The following is a 17,832-nucleotide window of genomic DNA, read 5'->3' as shown; positions in this document are numbered from 1 at the left end:
CGTCCATCCGGACGCCCAGAATACGGCTCAAAGGGGTTGTCCCGGGTTTTTCCGGGACAGCCCCTGTTTTTTCAGCGCCCAGGAACCAAGGGCATCGGAGGGGACAATGTTCAAGAAAATCCTGATCGCAAACCGCGGTGAGATCGCGTGCCGTGTTATCAAGACTGCACGCAAGATGGGTATCGAAACTGTCGCCATCTATTCTGATGCCGATGAAGGCGCGCTCCATGTAAAAATGGCCGATGAGGCTGTCCACATTGGCCCGCCACCGGCGAACCAGTCGTATATCGTTATCGACAAGGTTATGGAGGCGATCCGCAAGACTGGAGCAGAGGCCGTTCATCCCGGCTATGGATTTCTTTCGGAAAACCCAAAATTCGCCGAGGCCTTGGAGGCGGAAGGCGTTGCCTTCATCGGTCCTCCAAAGGGCGCGATTGAAGCGATGGGTGACAAGATTACCTCGAAGAAGATCGCTCAGGATGCAAATGTCTCGACCGTTCCTGGTTACATGGGCCTGATTGAGAACGCCGATGAGGCAGTAAAGATCTCAAATGACATCGGCTATCCGGTGATGATCAAGGCCAGCGCCGGCGGCGGGGGCAAGGGCATGCGTATTGCATGGAACGACGAGGAAGCGCGGCAAGGCTACCAGTCGTCTAAGAACGAAGCAGCCTCGAGTTTTGGCGACGACCGGATCTTTATCGAAAAGTTCGTGACTCAACCACGCCACATCGAGATTCAGGTGCTATGCGACAGCCACGGCAATGGTGTCTATCTCAACGAACGGGAGTGCTCAATCCAGCGTCGGAACCAAAAGGTCGTGGAAGAGGCACCGTCGCCTTTCCTCGACGAGGCCACCCGCAAAGCAATGGGTGAGCAATCTCTCGCTTTGGCCCACGCGGTTGGATATTCCAGCGCCGGCACAGTCGAGTTTATCGTGGATGGTGAGAAGAACTTCTATTTTCTCGAGATGAATACGCGACTTCAGGTAGAGCATCCGGTTACGGAATTGATTACCGGTGTCGATCTGGTGGAACAGATGATCCGTGTTGCAGCCGGTGAGAAGCTCACGATCAAACAATCGGATGTCGGTATCAACGGTTGGGCAATCGAAAACCGCCTTTACGCCGAAGATCCCTATCGTGGTTTCCTGCCTTCAATCGGTCGACTCTCGCGCTACCGTCCGCCAGAAGAGATCGCCGAAAAGTCGCGTGCCGTGCGGAACGATACGGGCGTGTTCGAAGGTGGCGAGATCTCGATGTACTACGACCCCATGATCGCCAAACTTTGCACTTGGGCACCTAGCCGGGCAGAAGCCATTGAGGAAATGCGCAGTGCGCTGGACGCGTTTGAACTTGAAGGCATTGGACACAACCTTCCCTTCCTCGCCGCGGTGATGGATCACCCGAAATTCAATTCGGGCGAAATGACTACGGCGTTCATTGCCGAGGAATATCCCGAGGGATTTGAGGGCGTGACCTTGAATGATGCAGCATTGCGCAGGATTGCCGCATCGGCGGCTGCTATGCACCGGGTCGCCGAAATCCGCCGCAGCCGGATTTCTGGACGGATGGACAACCACGAGCGGCGGGTGGGTGCTGATTGGATAGTAACGCTTCAAGGCCAAGACTTCGCATTGACAATGAGCGCTGACCGGCAAGGGTCGGATGTCATCTTCGGCGATGGGAAATCCTATCGGATCGAAAGCGACTGGACACCTGGAGACACGCTTGCTCGCCTGGACGTGGGGGGCAAGCCGCTTATCCTGAAAGTCGAACGGCGTACATCTGGCTATCGAATCCGCTATCGTGGAGCTGACCTTACGGTCACGATCCGTACGCCGCGGCAAGCCGAACTGGCGGCGCGCATGCCCGAGAAGACACCGCCGGATACATCCAAGATGCTCCTTTGCCCGATGCCGGGCCTGATCGTCAAAATCGATGTCGAGGAACGACAGGAAGTGCAGGAAGGCCAAGCGCTTTGCACTGTCGAGGCGATGAAGATGGAAAACATACTTCGAGCCGAGAAAAAGGCCACGGTGAAGAAGATCAATGCGACTGCAGGCCAGAGCCTTGCTGTCGACGATGTCATCATGGAGTTCGAATAGGTCTCGGCATGCACGTCGTGACAGCCTACAGACCTAGGGGCGGGGAGACCGGTTTGGCACTGGTCTGCATGATTGGTGCGCTGATCGTGTTTGCTGCATTTACGTCTGTTGCGATTTCACGCAATGGCTGGGTTTTCGAGTATCCACTGGATGACGTCTATATCCATCTTGCCATGGCGGAGCAGATTGCCGCGGGTGGTTATGGTGTGAATGCCGGCGAATATTCTTCGGCGGCTTCGTCACCGCTCTACCCACTTCTTTTGACCCCGCTCGCGGATACCCATTGGCAACGTTGGTTGCCCTTGATCTGGAATATCGTGGGCTTGTCCGCCGCCGCTTGGCTATTTGGTCTCGCGTTGGCGCGTGCAGGGTTCGAACGTCTTGGTGTACTCTTTGCCGCCGTCGCTCCTCTGGCTTTGTCCATGTACATGACAGCCTTTACCGGCATGGAAAACATGCTGCATGTGGCGGCGAGCCTTGCAATCGTGCTTGGCCTTTGGCGCTTTGTAGAGACGAATAGGATAGATGCGCTACTGATTGCTGGTGTCGTTGTTGCACCGGCTCTCCGCCTCGAAGGGCTTGCACTTGCTCTGGCGGCAGGTGGAGTGGTGACTATCCTGGGTCGTTTTGGCGCCGGTGTTGGACTTGCCTCGCTGGGGTTGCTGCCTGTTGTGGTCTTTTCGGCGTTTTTGGTATCGTTAGGTCTTGATCCACTTCCAAATTCTGTGGTCGCGAAGCTGTCAGACACTGAAGGCGGTAATGTTTTCAGTAGGTTCACTGGAAATGCAGGAACCTATGGTGGTCGTTTCTTATTGGCACTATCCCTTGTGGTTTTGTTGCTTGGGTTTGTAGAGTTTCGCCGCAACCGCCGTCGGGGATACTTTGCGGTTGCGGTGGCACTTGCGGGCTTGGCACATCTATTTTTCGGTTCGACTGGCTGGATGGACCGCTATGAAACCTATGCCACGGTTTCGTTAGTTGCGGCTTTGGCGTTGCTTCTTGGTACTGTGGGTTCAAATCTCCGTTCAGCGACTGTTGGCGCGGCATTGCTTGGTGGCCTTCTAACCTATGGTCCGTACGCGCTTTCTATTTACGCTTGGAACCCTAAGGCAGTTGCGGCCCAGCAGGGTCAGATGGCTCGCTTTGCCAAGGAGTTTGTTCTGGCCCCGGTCGCCGTGAACGACATCGGATTTGTGGCATGGCGCAATCCGAGTTTCGTGCTGGACCTTTGGGGGCTTGCATCCTCCGATGCCTTGGCTCTCCGTTCTTCCGGCGCAGCGATCGGGTGGGCTGGGCCTCTTGCGCTTGAGCGCGGTGTGAAGTTTGCAATGATATACGACAAGTGGCTGTCAGACGCAGTTCCCGGCAGCTGGCAGAGGCTGGGCACCCTTCATCTTGAGGTTCCGACCGCATTCCTGGGCGACCGAGAAGTAGGGTTTTACTCTACGGATCCGATGCAATCCCACCAATTGCTAGAAATGTTGAGGGTCTGGGAAAAAGATCTTCCCGACCTTGCCTGGTTCGAGTTCTCAGGAACGGGCCAATGAGAGCTTCCTATCGGCCTGTCTGTTCTCGGATTTCCTGCAGTCTCATTGGCATCTTGTCGATGGATCGGGTCAGCTCCCGCACATCCCAAGGGAATGGTTTCCGGAGCTTGATGCCTCCATCCTTGCCAATTAGGGTCAACATGAACCCGCGCGGTCGTAGTTTAGTGCGCACATCGGTGCGTTCATCGGGCGATGTGTCCGTAATCAATACGACATCACGTTCGGCCAGTTCTTCAAGCCGCGCTACCAGAAGCTCCATCTGGCGTTTGAACGCGGGATCTGCCGGCGTGTCAGCGAAAACAATAACAGGACGAGCAAACCACTTGAAATCATTCAGGTCGATGTCGGCCGCATCGAAAATGGTTGTCTTGTCTGCTTCCCAACGCGAGACCGCGTCCGCCGTGGTATCTGCGCCGAATGCTGCGGAGTTCACCGTGATCGCGGACAAGAAGATCAATGTTCTCAGCACGTTTGGAAGTCACACCTCGCCAGTTTCACAATTGAATATATGGCGGTTTCAGAAAAATCGAAGGGGGCAAGCAGATATGCTGGCAATTTTGCCAGGTGCTGAATGCCGAAAGAGAGGATGAGATGAGCGACTGGAAAGCTCTGGCCGAGAAAGAACTGCGTGGAAAAGCGATATCCGAGATCGAGTGGGAGACTCTTGAGGGCATTCGGGTCAAGCCGCTTTACACCGAGGAAGACGCGGCGAGCCTGAACCACCTGGGTTCTCTGCCTGGGTTCGCTCCTTTCACTCGGGGAGTGAAGGCCACGATGTACGCCGGACGGCCTTGGACTATCCGCCAGTATGCGGGTTTTTCGACGGCCGAAGAGTCGAATGCCTTTTATCGCAAGGCGCTCGCAGCTGGGCAGCAGGGTGTCTCAGTTGCCTTCGACCTCGCCACACATCGTGGCTATGACAGTGATCACCCACGGGTCGTCGGCGACGTCGGGAAGGCGGGTGTCGCCATCGACTCGGTCGAGGACATGAAAATTCTCTTCGATGGAATTCCGCTAGATCAGGTCAGCGTTTCAATGACGATGAACGGCGCAGTGATCCCCATCCTCGCGAACTTCATTGTCGCTGGTGAAGAACAGGGCCACGATCAGGCGCTTCTGTCGGGAACCATTCAAAATGACATTCTGAAAGAGTTCATGGTCCGTAATACCTATGTCTATCCACCTGAGCCATCGATGCGGATCGTTGCGGATATCATCGAGTACACTTCGGAACATATGCCGAAATTCAATTCGATCAGCATTTCTGGCTACCATATGCAGGAAGCGGGCGCGAATCTCGTTCAGGAACTTGCGTATACGCTGGCTGACGGGCGCGAGTATGTCCGAGCTGCAATTGAGCGTGGCATGGATGTGGATAGGTTCGCCGGACGTCTCAGTTTTTTCTTTGCTATTGGAATGAACTTCTTCATGGAGGCGGCCAAACTGCGGGCGGCGCGCTTGCTCTGGTCGCGCATCATGGACGAGTTCGAGCCCAAGAACCCACGCTCTAAGATGCTACGCACACACTGCCAGACTTCGGGTGTGTCGTTGCAGGAGCAGGACCCCTACAACAACGTGATCCGGACGGCCTACGAAGCGATGAGTGCGGTTCTTGGCGGAACGCAGTCGCTGCACACGAACGCGCTCGATGAGGCCATAGCACTCCCTACCGAATTTTCGGCGCGGATCGCGCGGAATACGCAACTGATCTTGCAGGAAGAGACTGGAATTACCAACGTGGTCGATCCCCTTGCCGGCTCTTACTACGTTGAAAGCCTAACGTCCGAGCTCGCCGAAAAAGCATGGTCCCTTATCGAGGAAGTCGAAGAGATGGGGGGCATGACGAAGGCGGTTGCTTCGGGAATGCCCAAACTTCGCATCGAAGAAAGCGCAGCAAAACGGCAGGCGATGATCGACCGCGGAGAAGAGGTGATCGTTGGCGTAAACAAATACCGGAAGGACAAGGAAGATCCGATCGATATTCTTGACGTCGACAACATGAAGGTTCGAGAGGCTCAAGTTCTACGCCTTGAGCAAATTCGCTCGACCCGCGATCAAGCAAGGTGTGAAGCGGCGCTAAACAGACTCGAAATTATCGCCAAGGACGGGGGAAATCTGCTTGCCGCTGCGGTCGAAGCCGCGCGAGCAAGAGCAACAGTCGGAGAAATCAGTATGGCCATGGAAAAGGTATTCGGTCGCCACCGGGCCGAAGTTAAGACGCTCGCGGGCGTCTACGGGGCGGCCTATGAAGGCGACGAGGGTTTCGCCGCAATCCAGAAAGATGTGGAGGCATTTGCTGAGGAAGAGGGTCGGCGGCCTCGAATGCTGGTTGTGAAGATGGGACAGGATGGCCACGACAGAGGTGCAAAGGTGATCGCTACTGCGTTCGCGGACATCGGGTTCGACGTTGACGTTGGGCCTCTGTTCCAAACGCCGGAAGAGGCGGCTCAGGACGCCATAGACAACGATGTGCATATTGTTGGCATTTCATCGCAGGCAGCAGGCCATAAGACTCTTGCCCCGAAACTCATCGAAGCCCTACGGGAAAGAGATGCCGGGGACATCATTGTGATTTGCGGAGGCGTGATTCCTCAGCAGGACTATGAATTTCTTAGAAATTCCGGCGTTAAGGCAATCTTCGGTCCTGGCACCAACATTCCTGAAGCGGCCGCTGAAATCCTGCAACTCGTTAGAGAACTGCGAGATTGACCCGGCGCGGTACGATGCTGGCCGGCGGGGCTGCCGGCATGCTTTGGGCACTGGCAGTCTTATGGTTGCCAATGCAAGGACCGCAACCTTTCATCCCGTTAAATCTTGCACTCATTTTTGCCTTCCTTCCGGCCGGACTCGTTATGATTCTGCTTGTCGGCCTGATCGCTTTTCGCCGATTCAGCAATGAAGAGTTGATGGACGGTGGAGTGCCTGAATGTGGAACTCCTGCGGATATTGACCAGCGTGTGCTGAAAAACACCGTCGAGCACACTCTGATGGGACTGTTGGTATGGCCGTTCATTGCCATGTCACTTGGTGCCGTCGCAATCATAGCATTGGGTATTTCATTTGGTATCGCGCGGTTGGTATTCTGGGTGGGGTATCATGCTTTTCCGCCGATGCGAGTGTTCGGTTTTGCGGCAGGCTACTACCCAACACTTCTTGGAACGATTTGGGCAGGTTGGCGCATGTTAACTTAGGCAGACCTACTGACCGCAAAAAGAATTTGATCGCTTTTTCTCCTGCCTATTGTAGCTCTCCGGCGAACTTGTGGACGAGGCGACTGGAGACCATAGGATGGACTTATCGCTACCTGGGTTTGACAATACAAAGAAAAATATCGCCAGGATTATGTGAGATGCAACTTTGGGTTGTTTTTCGTTATGCGCGTTCCGAAAAGCCTTCTTAACTTTCTGCATTCAAAGCTTTTCAGGTCTTGTCAGTTGGGACTTCCGGCGCGATGAATCGCCATGTCTTTTTCGATCGCACTCGACCATATAGCCGTCGTGGCCCGCTCCCTTGAGGAGGGGACAACCTATGTCGAGGCAGTGCTTGGAATTGGGCTTTCCCCGGGTGGCAAGCATGACCACATGGGGACTCACAACCGTCTTTTGTCACTCGGGCCTCACTGCTATCTTGAAGTGATTTCAGTTGATCCGGACGCTCCAAAACCTCCACGCAGGCGATGGTTCAACCTCGACAGCTATAACGGCGCGCCGAGAGTGATGAACTGGATTTGTAGCACCAACGATTTGGAAGAGGCTCTTCAAGCTGCGCCACCCGGCAGTGGAACCCCGACCAGTCTCAGGCGGGGCGATATGACCTGGCGAATGGGGATCACAGATTTCGGTCGTTTGCCATTCGATGATGCCATGCCAGCTCTCATCGAATGGGGAGATAGCCCACACCCGAACAAGCGATTGCCTGATCATGGGCTCCGACTGACACGCCTTGACGTTTTCCACCCCAAGGCGGACGAACTGTTGAAGGCGTTTCCTGCTCTTTACAGCATGCCGGAGGTTTCCGTCAGAGAGGGGCCGGAAAAACGCCTGATTGCAACAATTTCGACTCCAGAAGGTAACCGGGTTCTCGCATGATCGTTCGGAAGGCGAGACCCGAGGATGCGGCTGCAATAGCGGGGATACAAAACCCGATCATTCGTGACACTGCTATAACCTTCAACTCCCGGGAGAGGACTGTTCAGGAGATCTCAAATGCAATCAGCGAATTGCCTTGTTTCCTTGTTGCTGAAATGGAAGAGCGCGTCGTCGGATTTGTTTCCTACGACCAGTTTCGAAAAGGTCCCGGGTATTCACGCTGCATGGAACATACGATCGTTCTTCGACCCGAAGCGCATGGCCGAGGTGTAGGACGGGCTTTGATGAGTGCCGCGGAAACCGGGGCACGCGCGGCCGGAGTCGGCTCGCTTTGGGCGGGAGTCTCTGGTGAAAACCCTGCCGGAGTGGCTTTCCACACGCGAATTGGCTACGCAGAAGTCGTCCGGTTGCCAAAAGTTGGTTTCAAATTTGGGCGATGGATGGATTTAGTCCTGATGAGAAAGTGGTTGCTGGACGACGAATAGCCTGAAGAGTCAGTGGTGACGTGAACGCCCGTAGGGGCTAGGGTCGCGCACATGTCGATTTGGTCCCGCATTGCCGAAGCCCTGGCCGCCCTTCGCGCAGGAGAATCCCTGTCAAATGTGTTCGATCGTTTGCGGACACCGCCTGAGCGATCCATCGCGTTCACAATTGCAGTGATTGCCTTGGGAGCCAAGATGGCAAAGGCTGATGGGCAGGTTACCCGTGACGAGGTCGCCGCTTTCCGCGAAGTCTTTCATATTCCGAACGAGGAAGAGCCAAATGCGGCGAGCGTGTTCAATCTCGCTCGCCAGGACGTTGCTGGTTACGAGGAATATGCAAGCCGCATTGCCAGAATGTTCGACACCGCTGAAGGCACTCTCACCGACTTGATGGAGGGATTGTTTTACATCGCTATGGCAGACGGAGAATACCATCCAAAAGAAGACGACTTCTTGCACAAGGTGGCGACAATATTCGGCCTGTCTGAACGGGATTTCAGGTCGCTCCGAACGAGGTTTGTTCCGGATGCAGAACCTGATCCCTACGATGTCCTTGGCATCGACCCTTCGGCTACCATTGATGAAGCCAGGTCTGCGTGGAGGCGCATGGTGCGTGAAAGCCATCCTGATCGCATGATGGCGCGGGGCTTGCCGCAAGAAGCAATTCGTATGGCCGAAAAGCGCTTGATTGCTGTGAACCGGGCTTGGCACGAGATTAGCGGGAATACTGCCTGATGCGCATAGCCACCTATAACGTGGAGTGGTTCTCCAATTTGTTTGACGACGAGGGAAACCTCCTTGACGACAATGAATGGTCCGCACGCCATGATGTGCGGCGGCGGCAGCAGATTGAAGCGCTTGCCATTGTCTTTACAGCCCTCGACGCGGACGCAATCATGATCATCGAGGCGCCGGACAGCCATCGACGGCGAAACGGTGTACTCGCACTCGAGAATTTCGCGCAAACGGTCGAACTTCGTGCTCGCAAAGCCGTCATGGGTTTTGTGAACGAAACCCAGCAGGAAATCGCTCTGCTATATGACCCGGACAAGATGACCGCGCGTCATGATCCGGTCGGTACACCTGCATTCGACTCGGAGTATCGGATCGATCTCGATATCGACGCTGAACCGGATCGAGTTCGATGGTCGAAGCCACCGCTTGAACTCGCAATAGAGACCTCTTCCGGAATTCGTTTTCGGATGATTGGCGTACATGCCAAGTCGAAGGCGCCATATGGTGCACGCAGTCCTGATCAGATCATGCGTATCGCAATCGAGAACCGGCGCAAGCAACTGGCGCAATGCATCTGGCTGCGAGAAAGGATTGAAGACCATCTCGACGCAGAGGAAAGCTTGGTTGTATTGGGTGATTTCAACGACGGTCCTGGTCTTGATGAGTATGAGAAACTCTTCGGTCGCTCCGGCATTGAGATCGTGATCGGCGATGAAGACGAAATCCAGCTTTACGACCCACATGCTGAAGAGATGATCCGCAGACCTCTCGGTGGGATTGTTCATACATCGGCACGCTTCTGGCTAAGCGATCGCAAACGCTGGATGGAGACGCTTCTGGACTACCTGATGGTGTCCCCGGACCTGCGAAAAAAGGCGAGGGACTGGCGCATCTGGCACCCATTCGATGATCCGGTTTGCTACAAGACACCTGAGTTGCGAGCAGCTCTTCTTGATGCCTCGGATCACTTCCCAGTAAGTGTCGAGATCGACTTCTGACGGTTGTGTCCGACCGGGTTCATGCGTTGTTAACCCTGTCTGCGACAGGTAGTGTCCGCAAAACGATATAGATTCGGTGGAGGCAAGACATGGCGGGTTCTGTCAACAAGGTCATTTTGGTCGGAAATCTGGGGCGGGACCCCGAAATCCGGACATTTCAAAATGGTGGAAAGGTCTGCAATCTTCGCATTGCCACGTCCGAGAACTGGAAAGACCGAAACACTGGTGAGCGCCGCGAAAAGACTGAATGGCACTCTGTTGCAATCTTTTCAGAGCCGCTTGCACGCATTGCCGAGCAATATCTTCGTAAAGGCTCTAAGGTTTACATCGAAGGTCAGCTTGAGACACGAAAATGGCAGGACCAGTCCGGTGCTGACCGCTACTCCACCGAAGTTGTGTTGCGTCCTTACCGCGGTGAGTTGACGCTTCTGGACAGCCGTTCTGACGGCGGCAGCGGTTACGGCGATGATCGGGGCAGTTATGGCGATGATCGCGGTGGCTACGGTGGAGGTTCAGGTCCCGTTTCAGGGCCTGAACTGGACGATGAAATCCCGTTCTGAAATGACAGGGTGCCGACTTGTGTTTAACTTGAGTTTGACCGGCGGCGGCTCTCTTTAGGCTATCGTTGACCTTCGGATACACGTTTCCGTGGTGTCCTTTCGCCGCATTCAGCGGAGAAGCGCGGCTAGGGCAGTAAACGGCAGGCACAAAGCCTTTCGCATTTTCTAGGGCCCGGTGAATTGATCTGGATCCTTGCGCGCCTGTTCCAGCTTCGTTGTTCTGGAGTGGGAAAGAAGGAGTCTATACGTGATCTGGTCTTATCGCATTGGAAAGGTTTTTGGGTCCGAGGTGCGCGTTCACGTCACCTTTTTCCTTTTGCTTCTTTGGATTGGTCTGTCGGCCTACGCAGCCGAAGGACTGCAGGCAGCGACGTTGAACTTGTTGTTTGTCTTGGCTCTATTCGTTTGCGTTGTCCTACATGAGTTCGGCCATGCGCTCATGGCACGGCGGTTTGGGATCAAGACCCCTGATATTACCCTACTGCCTATCGGCGGCCTCGCACGGCTTGAGCGTATGCCGGAAGATCCTAAGCAAGAAATTCTCGTGGCCCTTGCAGGGCCATTCGTCAACGTCGTGATATGGGTCATTCTTGCACTATTGGTTGGTGCCGAAGTGGGGTTGTTGAATATCGAAAGCCTGGACCAAGCGGGGTCGGACTTTTTGGCACAACTTGCTGCGGTCAATCTCTTACTTGTTGTCTTCAACATGATCCCAGCTTTCCCAATGGATGGCGGTCGGGTCTTTCGGGCAGTCCTGACGATCTGGCTGGGTCGTGAGCGCGCTACCGGGTTGGCCGCAGGAACTGGACAAGTGGTTGCAGTGCTTTTTGCGCTTCTGGGCCTCCTTTCCGGAAACCTCATCCTGATGCTGGTTGCATTCTTCATTTTCGCTGCGGCGACGGCAGAGAATGCAGATGTGCAGATACGGAGCTTGGCTGAAGATATTCAAGCGCGTGATGCGATGATCACAAGTTATGAGTCTCTTAGCCCCGACGAAGGCCTGCGCGCAATGTCGTTCGGTCTTCTTCGCACAACTCAGCATGAATTTCCGGTGCTGGACTCGGCTGGTCGCTGTGTTGGCTTTGTGACCCGTGATGCGATCTTCCGCGCTGCGCAAGCAGAGGTTACGATCACGGCGGGCGCTGCGATGACAAAGAACACGCCAACAGTGGATCTCCTAGCTCCGCTTTCCACAGTTCTGGACGCCTTGGCCGATGGTTCGTCTCCAGCGGTTTCGGTAGCCGACGGCGACGAGGTCTTTCTCGGCTACATTACCCGCGAAAATATCGGGGAGTTGATGGTTCTGCGTCGGGCACAGATCGTGTGATCAGCGCCTCGAAAGCGCATCTTCCAGAACCGAGCGTACAACTCCCAAGTCGACTTCGCTGGTAACAAAAGCCTGCCCGATGCCTCGGGCCATGATGAACCGCAAGGTGCCATCGACCACCTTCTTGTCTTGTCCCATCAGGTTGATCAGCGTCTCGCTATCTGGCAAATCTCCCGGAATATCCGCAAGGTCCGTCCTCATGCCCATGGTCTTCAAGTGTACCCGGACCCGGCTGGGGTCTTCCTGTGAGCAGAGACCGAGCCGAGCAGAAGTCTCGAAAGCCAGGGCGCAGCCGATCGATACACCTTCGCCATGGAGAAGCCGGTCGGAGTATCCCGTTGCGGCCTCAAGAGCGTGGCAAAATGTGTGGCCAAGGTTAAGAAGTGCCCGGTCGCCCTGTTCGGTTTCGTCTCGCGCGACGATATCCGACTTCATTTGCACTGACCGACGCACCGCTTCAGTTCGAAGAACGGGATCGCCGGCCGCGAGGGCAGGTCCGTTTGTCTCTAGCCAGGAAAAGAAATCAGGGTCTCCCAAGAGCCCGTATTTCACAACCTCACCATACCCGGCCAAGAAATCGCGCGGTGTCAGCGTCTCAAGAACGTCGGTATCAGCCAAAACGAGGGAGGGTTGGTGGAAGGCGCCAATCAGGTTCTTTCCACTTGGCGAATTGATTCCGGTCTTACCGCCGACGGAACTGTCGACTTGTGCTAGGAGGCTCGTCGGAATTTGCACGAAGCGGACACCACGACGCAGTATCGCAGAGGCGAACCCTGCGAGATCACCAATTACACCTCCGCCAAGCGCAACAACGACGTCCCTGCGTTCGATCTTTTCGGACAGAAGCCACTCAACTGCGCGCTCGAGCCCAGCCCATCCTTTGGTGCTTTCACCGGGCGGAAGCTCAAGCGATGTCGTTTGGATACCGGCTTGAGCCAACCCATCTTGCAGAGCCTGCAGGTGATGCTTTGCCACGTTCCGGTCCGTCAGAACAGCGACGCGAGGCCTGGCGAGAAGTGGAGCAATCTCGCTCCCCGAAGCCGCCAGCAATCCTGGACCGATACGGACGTCATAGCTTCGATCACCCAGCGGTACATTAACTGTCACGACGCTCATTTATCCAACTCCAGTGCATCCGGGCGAGTCAGAAGAACCTCAATTACCCGGTCGGTCATTTCCTCGATCGAATAGGATGGATCGGCATCGACCACCAGATCTGCCTTGGCGTAGTCGGGGTTCCGTACTTTGCATAGTTCTTCCAAAGTTGCCCTAGGGTTCGCGGTCCGCAGCAAAGGGCGCGTGGTCTTGTGTTTCACCCGGCTCCAAAGCAAATCGATATCGGCACGTAGCCAAACCGATACACCGGCCGCGGAAATGGCTTCCCGATTTCCAGGCTGCAGGAATGCTCCGCCACCTGTTGAAAGAACTGATGGGGCGCCATCAAGAAGTCGCGCGATAACCTGAGCTTCCTTCGCGCGGAAAAAAACTTCTCCGTCGCGTGCGAAAATTTCCGCGATAGTCATATTCGCAGCAGTCTCAATTTCAGTGTCACTGTCGAGGAACGCGACGTTTAGTCGGCGGGCCAAGGCGGCGCCTATGGCCGTCTTTCCAGCGCCCATCATCCCAACCATGACCACCGTCTTTTTTAGTCTCAATGGCAAAACGGCAGCGTCCCGCTTATCTTTTTCTGCAGCCAGACCTGAATGGCGTGATCTTCGGCAAAAGACCAGTTATAAATGGATTAAGAACCGCCATAGGCGGCGTGCGCCCAAGTTGAAAACGGGTCAGAGGCAGATAAGGTTTCGGGAATGCTAAGACTGCTGAAAATACTATTCGTCTTGATGGTGCTGGTTGGGGCAGCGGTGATCGGATTCGCCTATCTTGGAGACCTCAGCCCTCAGCAGGAAGAAGTCAGCGAACCGGTCTCGCTCGATGCAGACTAGTTGCGGGCTCTTACGATCAGGCTGGGGGCTGATAGTTTCGGCTTGCTTGGCGTGGCAAGTGAATGCTGCCGAGCATGCGCCTCTTTCCGCGATCGACTGGCTGTCGAATTCGATTTCGCTTCCTGAACATTCAGAGAAAAGCGAGACTGTCGCTCCCGCCGCCGCACCCCCCTCGGACATTACAGTGATGTCGCTGGATGCTCCGGTTCCCGACCGCGCAGGACTCGTATCCGCTCGCTCCCTCGGTATCGATCCCGGCATTTGGGGACGTAGCGCCGCAACAGATCTTGCGCGCGCGATTAAAGCCTTGCCGGATGCCCGCGCAGCACCTCCAGGTATCAGAGCCTTTTTGCATGATCTACTTGTGGCACGTCTTGATCCTCCGATCGATGCAACAGAGGACGACAGCCTGTACCTTGCGCGTCTCGACCGTCTTTTGGAGATGGGACATCTCGCGTCCGCCCGCCGTCTAATCGAGGCGGCCGGCGCTCCTGAGCCTCGTAGGTTCCGCCGAGCTTTTGATATTGCTCTTTTGACAGGTACTGAAACTAATGCCTGCAAGGTGATTGAAGAAACCCCTGAAATCTCACCCACATACCCAGCGCGGATCTTTTGTCTTGCGAGGGGGGGGCAATGGGACGTTGCGGCGATCACCCTCGGGAATGCCGAGGCGCTTGGCATTCTCGACGAAGACGAAGATCAGCTGCTGCTGCATTTTCTCGACCCGGAGTTGTTTGAAGGCGAACCGCTTCCAGCGCCTCCGCGATTGCCGAGCCCTCTTGTCTTCCGGTTGTACGAGGCGGTGGGTGAAAGGCTTCCCACAGAGCAATTACCGGTAGCATTCGCAGTTGCCGATCTAACCGATACCGTCGGTTGGAGGACGCGGTTGAGGGCTGTTGAACGTTTGGCAGCCGCAGATTCAATTTCCTTCGAGCGGCTCCTGTCGGTTTACAGTGAACGCCGACCCGCCGCGTCAGGAGGAATTTGGGAGAGAGTTGCTGCTATCCAGGGGCTATTGAGCGCAGTCGAGGGCGGGGAGACCGCTGAATTGGCAGACGCGATCCCCGATGCGTGGAATATGGCAAAAGAAGGCAGGTATGAAGCGGCGCTGGCGCGCTGGATCGCCCCCAAGCTTCTTGATCGGGAACTTAACGGTTCGGCAGGACACGTTGCCTTCGAGATTGCTTTACTTGCAGGTAGACCGGAACTCGCGGCGGAATTTTCTGTTCGCACTCGAGAAGACCAGTTCCTTCTTTCCATTGCTCGCGGCGAGGGGACTTCGGCGCCGGATGCCGATCCGCTTGGCCGCGCAGTGCTGCGCGGGCTTTCTGCACTTGGACCAGGTCAATACCATGAAACGTTGATTGCTGACGGACGCAGAGGCGAGGCGTTGATTCTGGCGCTATCGGTTTTAATGGATGGCGCTGCTGGTAACCCGGATCAGACAGCAAATGCCTTGGCTTTGTTGCGGACACTAGGCCTTGAGAAGCTTGCGCGACAGACAGCTGTTGAGCTGCTGTTGAAAGAGGGTGCCGCATGAACGATGCCCGGCGCGTGGCTACCTTTCTTGATGCTCAAGCCGCCGAATTGGACGCAGCACGCAATACGCTATTGGCATATGCCCGCGATTTGCGATCGTTTTCCGAATGGCTGCGCGATGATTCTCTCGACCTCATTTCTGCCGGGCAAGATGATGTTGAACGTTACATTGTCGACCTTGATGGCGAAGGCCTATCACGAGCAACGCGCGCACGACGTCTTTCGGCGATAAGGCAATTTTACCGGTTTGCTTTTCAGGAAGGGTGGAGAGCAGACAATCCAGCCGTACGGATCAAGGGGCCAACAAAAGAAAAACGACTTCCAAAGACATTAAGTGAGAAAGAAGTCGAATTACTGCTTGCTGCTGCACGCGAAACCGGTCGGCCCGGAGACAGAATGCGCAACACTTGTCTCATGGAGCTCTTGTACGCCACGGGCATGAGGGTAAGCGAACTGGTTGCCATGCGCGCATCCGCGGCTCGAGGAGACCCTCGCATGATCCTGGTTCGAGGCAAGGGAGGAAAAGAGCGTATGGTGCCGCTTTCACCACCAGCGCGGGAGGCGCTTTCCGACTGGTTGTCTTTGCGCGATGAAGTGGCCGAGAGGGAGAGATTGGAGAAGGGCCTTCCAGCTTCACTCTATCTTTTCCCCTCTCGCGGAAAAGATGGCCATCTGACCCGGCATCGTTTTTACATGCTCATTAAGGAATTAGCTGTAGCGGCCGGCGTTTCGCCCGATAAAGTCACGCCTCATACGCTGCGACATGCCTTTGCCACGCACTTGCTGGCACGCGGTGCCGATCTTAGGGCGATCCAGACCTTGCTTGGACACGCGGATGTGTCGACGACCGAAATTTACACCCATGTTCTTGAAGAACGGTTGCATGAGCTTGTGCTGGACCATCATCCGATGGCCAAAGACTGATCAATGTCCACCTGAAGGCATTCAGATGCTGTTCATCGCTCGAGCCTCTGCGTGGCTATTCGGAGGCGTTCGAAGATGACTTTGCCGTCCTTCAGGTTCCCAAAACGCGTCTCGGGGCAACCACCGTCAGGCGTTGGGTTCCCCAAATAGTACGACTGGATCATCAAGGTGACCAAAATCGACAGGTCTCATTATCCCTTTCCCTTGATCCGCGCGTGGCCGACCCCCATAAGATGTGGAACCGACTTAAACGACAAGAGCGATGGACTCCGAACAATCCCTGATCGATGCTGCCTTTTGGATCACATGTGGCGCCATCGTATTTCTTCTGATCCTATCAGCGTTCTTTTCCGGCTCGGAAACCGCACTGACGGCCGCGTCTCGCGGAAAGTTGAAGACTCGCGCGGAGAAGGGCGAGAAAGGGGCAGAACGCGCGCTCAAAATTACAGAAGACAACGAGAGGCTGATCGGCTCTGTACTTTTGGGCAACAACCTCGTGAACATTCTGGCCGCTTCGCTCGCGACCGCACTCTTTACACGTGTCTTTGGAGAGTCGGGCGTGGCTTTGGCGACGTTGGTGATGACGCTGCTCGTTTTGATCTTTGCCGAGGTGCTGCCCAAAACCTATGCGATAACGAACGCCGAACGGGCCGCCGCGAAGGTGTCCGCACCCATATCCGTAGTGGTAGGGATATTTGCTCCGATCGTTTCATTTGTCCGACTTATCGTACGAGGTGTTCTTTTGCTATTCGGTGTCAAGATCGATCCCGATAGCGCGATCATGTCGGTGCGAGAGGAGATCGCAGGCGCACTGCAACTTGGCCACTCTGAAGGGATTGTTGAGAAGGAGGATCGAGATCGGATTCTTGGCGCACTAGACTTGGCGGACAGGACGGTTGAGGAAATCATGCTCCACCGAAGTCAGATCGAGATGATCGATGCCGATCTGCAGCCGCAAGAAATCCTCGAAAGATGCCTAAACTCTCCCCATACAAGGCTGCCACTCTTCCGTGGAGAGCAGGAAAACATCGTGGGGGTGCTTCATGCAAAGGATCTTCTTCGAGCCGTTTATGCCCGTTTCGCAGAAGGCTCTGAAGCCGCTGATCCGTTTGAGGGTTTCGACCTCATGAGCGTAGCCATGAAGCCCTATTTCATCCCAGAGACAACGACGCTGGACGAACAGATGCGTCAGTTCTTGCATCGCTCAACACACTTCGCTCTGGTTGTGGACGAATACGGAGCCATTGAGGGATTGATAACGCTGGAAGATATTCTTGAAGAGATAGTCGGCGAGATCACTGACGAATTCGATATCGATGAAGAGCATCCTCTGCGTCGTACCCCGTCGGGTGATGTCGTTGTTGAGGGGTCAATGACAATTCGAGATCTGAACCGCGCCACAGACTGGTCATTGCCGGATGAGGAAGCAAATACAATTGCAGGACTGGTGATTCACGAAGCGCAGACAATTCCAACAAAGGGACAGGTATTTTCTTTTCATGGATTTCGCTTCGAAATCCTGGATCGGGTCGAAAACAGGATTACGCGCCTAAAGATTCGAAAGCTCTAGACGCACGTCTAC

General features: G+C 55.2%; 17 protein-coding genes. 14 read left to right on the top strand and 3 right to left on the bottom strand.

What is annotated here, in order from left to right:
• Positions 1-106: 106 nt before the first annotated feature.
• Positions 107-2,107, top strand: coding sequence for an acetyl-CoA carboxylase biotin carboxylase subunit (locus ACKLNI_RS15565; protein WP_413720002.1), 2,001 nt, complete (start codon positions 107-109; stop codon positions 2,105-2,107).
• A gap of 53 nt (positions 2,108-2,160) precedes the next feature.
• Entirely contained in the window at positions 2,161-3,654 is a 1,494-nt protein-coding gene (locus ACKLNI_RS15560) for a hypothetical protein (protein WP_413720001.1), read from the top strand.
• Positions 3,655-3,661: 7 nt separating this feature from the next.
• Here the strand turns inward: ACKLNI_RS15560 and ACKLNI_RS15555 are convergent, their stop codons facing one another.
• Positions 3,662-4,102, bottom strand: coding sequence for a DUF4174 domain-containing protein (locus tag ACKLNI_RS15555; protein WP_413720000.1), 441 nt, complete (start codon positions 4,100-4,102; stop codon positions 3,662-3,664).
• Positions 4,103-4,245: 143 nt separating this feature from the next.
• Here ACKLNI_RS15555 and scpA point away from each other — a divergent pair, with 143 nt between their 5' ends.
• The 8 genes from scpA (at position 4,246) to ACKLNI_RS15515 (ending at position 11,844) form a co-directional block, all read left to right on the top strand.
• The gene (gene scpA / locus ACKLNI_RS15550) at positions 4,246-6,363 is read left to right on the top strand and encodes a methylmalonyl-CoA mutase (protein WP_413719999.1); all 2,118 of its coding nucleotides are present in this window, start codon (positions 4,246-4,248) and stop codon (positions 6,361-6,363) included.
• Positions 6,364-6,377: 14 nt separating this feature from the next.
• Complete coding sequence (locus ACKLNI_RS15545) at positions 6,378-6,845, top strand: MAPEG family protein (RefSeq protein WP_413719998.1); 468 nt, start codon at positions 6,378-6,380, stop codon at positions 6,843-6,845.
• Between the two features lie 270 nt (positions 6,846-7,115).
• Positions 7,116-7,742, top strand: coding sequence for a VOC family protein (locus ACKLNI_RS15540; RefSeq protein WP_413719997.1), 627 nt, complete (start codon positions 7,116-7,118; stop codon positions 7,740-7,742).
• Positions 7,739-8,227: a GNAT family N-acetyltransferase gene (locus ACKLNI_RS15535; protein ID WP_413719996.1), complete on the top strand. Its 489-nt coding sequence runs from the start codon at positions 7,739-7,741 to the stop codon at positions 8,225-8,227. Before ACKLNI_RS15540 ends, ACKLNI_RS15535 begins: the two co-directional genes overlap by 4 nt.
• A gap of 51 nt (positions 8,228-8,278) precedes the next feature.
• Positions 8,279-8,959 carry a TerB family tellurite resistance protein gene (locus ACKLNI_RS15530; protein WP_413719995.1) on the top strand — a complete coding sequence of 227 codons (681 nt, stop codon included), beginning with the start codon at positions 8,279-8,281 and terminating at the stop codon, positions 8,957-8,959.
• Positions 8,959-9,957: an endonuclease/exonuclease/phosphatase family protein gene (locus ACKLNI_RS15525; RefSeq protein ID WP_413719994.1), complete on the top strand. Its 999-nt coding sequence runs from the start codon at positions 8,959-8,961 to the stop codon at positions 9,955-9,957. The genes ACKLNI_RS15530 and ACKLNI_RS15525 overlap by 1 nt, the downstream gene beginning before the upstream one ends.
• An 89-nt stretch (positions 9,958-10,046) precedes the next feature.
• The gene (gene ssb, locus ACKLNI_RS15520; RefSeq protein WP_413719993.1) at positions 10,047-10,517 is read left to right on the top strand and encodes a single-stranded DNA-binding protein; all 471 of its coding nucleotides are present in this window, start codon (positions 10,047-10,049) and stop codon (positions 10,515-10,517) included.
• Between the two features lie 247 nt (positions 10,518-10,764).
• Positions 10,765-11,844, top strand: a complete 1,080-nt coding sequence (locus tag ACKLNI_RS15515; RefSeq protein WP_413719992.1) for a site-2 protease family protein — start codon at positions 10,765-10,767, stop codon at positions 11,842-11,844.
• Here ACKLNI_RS15515 and aroB read toward each other — a convergent pair whose 3' ends face one another.
• Positions 11,845-12,960 carry a 3-dehydroquinate synthase gene (aroB, locus tag ACKLNI_RS15510; RefSeq protein WP_413719991.1) on the bottom strand — a complete coding sequence of 372 codons (1,116 nt, stop codon included), beginning with the start codon at positions 12,958-12,960 and terminating at the stop codon, positions 11,845-11,847. It lies immediately after the preceding gene.
• On the bottom strand, positions 12,957-13,541 hold the full coding sequence (locus ACKLNI_RS15505) for a shikimate kinase (protein WP_413720070.1): 585 nt from the start codon (positions 13,539-13,541) through the stop codon (positions 12,957-12,959). The genes aroB and ACKLNI_RS15505 overlap by 4 nt, the downstream gene beginning before the upstream one ends.
• A gap of 111 nt (positions 13,542-13,652) precedes the next feature.
• On the opposite strand from ACKLNI_RS15505, the gene ACKLNI_RS15500 reads away from it, so the two are divergent.
• From ACKLNI_RS15500 to ACKLNI_RS15485, 4 genes are all read left to right on the top strand, one after another.
• Positions 13,653-13,787: a hypothetical protein gene (locus ACKLNI_RS15500; RefSeq protein ID WP_413719990.1), complete on the top strand. Its 135-nt coding sequence runs from the start codon at positions 13,653-13,655 to the stop codon at positions 13,785-13,787.
• 58 nt (positions 13,788-13,845) lie between these two features.
• Entirely contained in the window at positions 13,846-15,327 is a 1,482-nt protein-coding gene (locus tag ACKLNI_RS15495) for a hypothetical protein (RefSeq protein ID WP_413719989.1), read from the top strand.
• Positions 15,324-16,250 carry a site-specific tyrosine recombinase XerD gene (locus tag ACKLNI_RS15490; RefSeq protein ID WP_413719988.1) on the top strand — a complete coding sequence of 309 codons (927 nt, stop codon included), beginning with the start codon at positions 15,324-15,326 and terminating at the stop codon, positions 16,248-16,250. The genes ACKLNI_RS15495 and ACKLNI_RS15490 overlap by 4 nt, the downstream gene beginning before the upstream one ends.
• 262 nt (positions 16,251-16,512) lie before the next feature.
• On the top strand, positions 16,513-17,820 hold the full coding sequence (locus tag ACKLNI_RS15485; protein ID WP_413719987.1) for an HlyC/CorC family transporter: 1,308 nt from the start codon (positions 16,513-16,515) through the stop codon (positions 17,818-17,820).
• The last annotated feature ends 12 nt before the right edge of the window (positions 17,821-17,832 follow it).

The organism is Silicimonas lutimaris, assembly GCF_047314965.1.
Taxonomy (GTDB): Bacteria; Pseudomonadota; Alphaproteobacteria; order Rhodobacterales; family Rhodobacteraceae; genus JAVJUV01.
The sequence above is the reverse complement of the archived record's forward strand: the minus strand, read 5'-3'. Positions and strand labels throughout refer to the sequence as shown.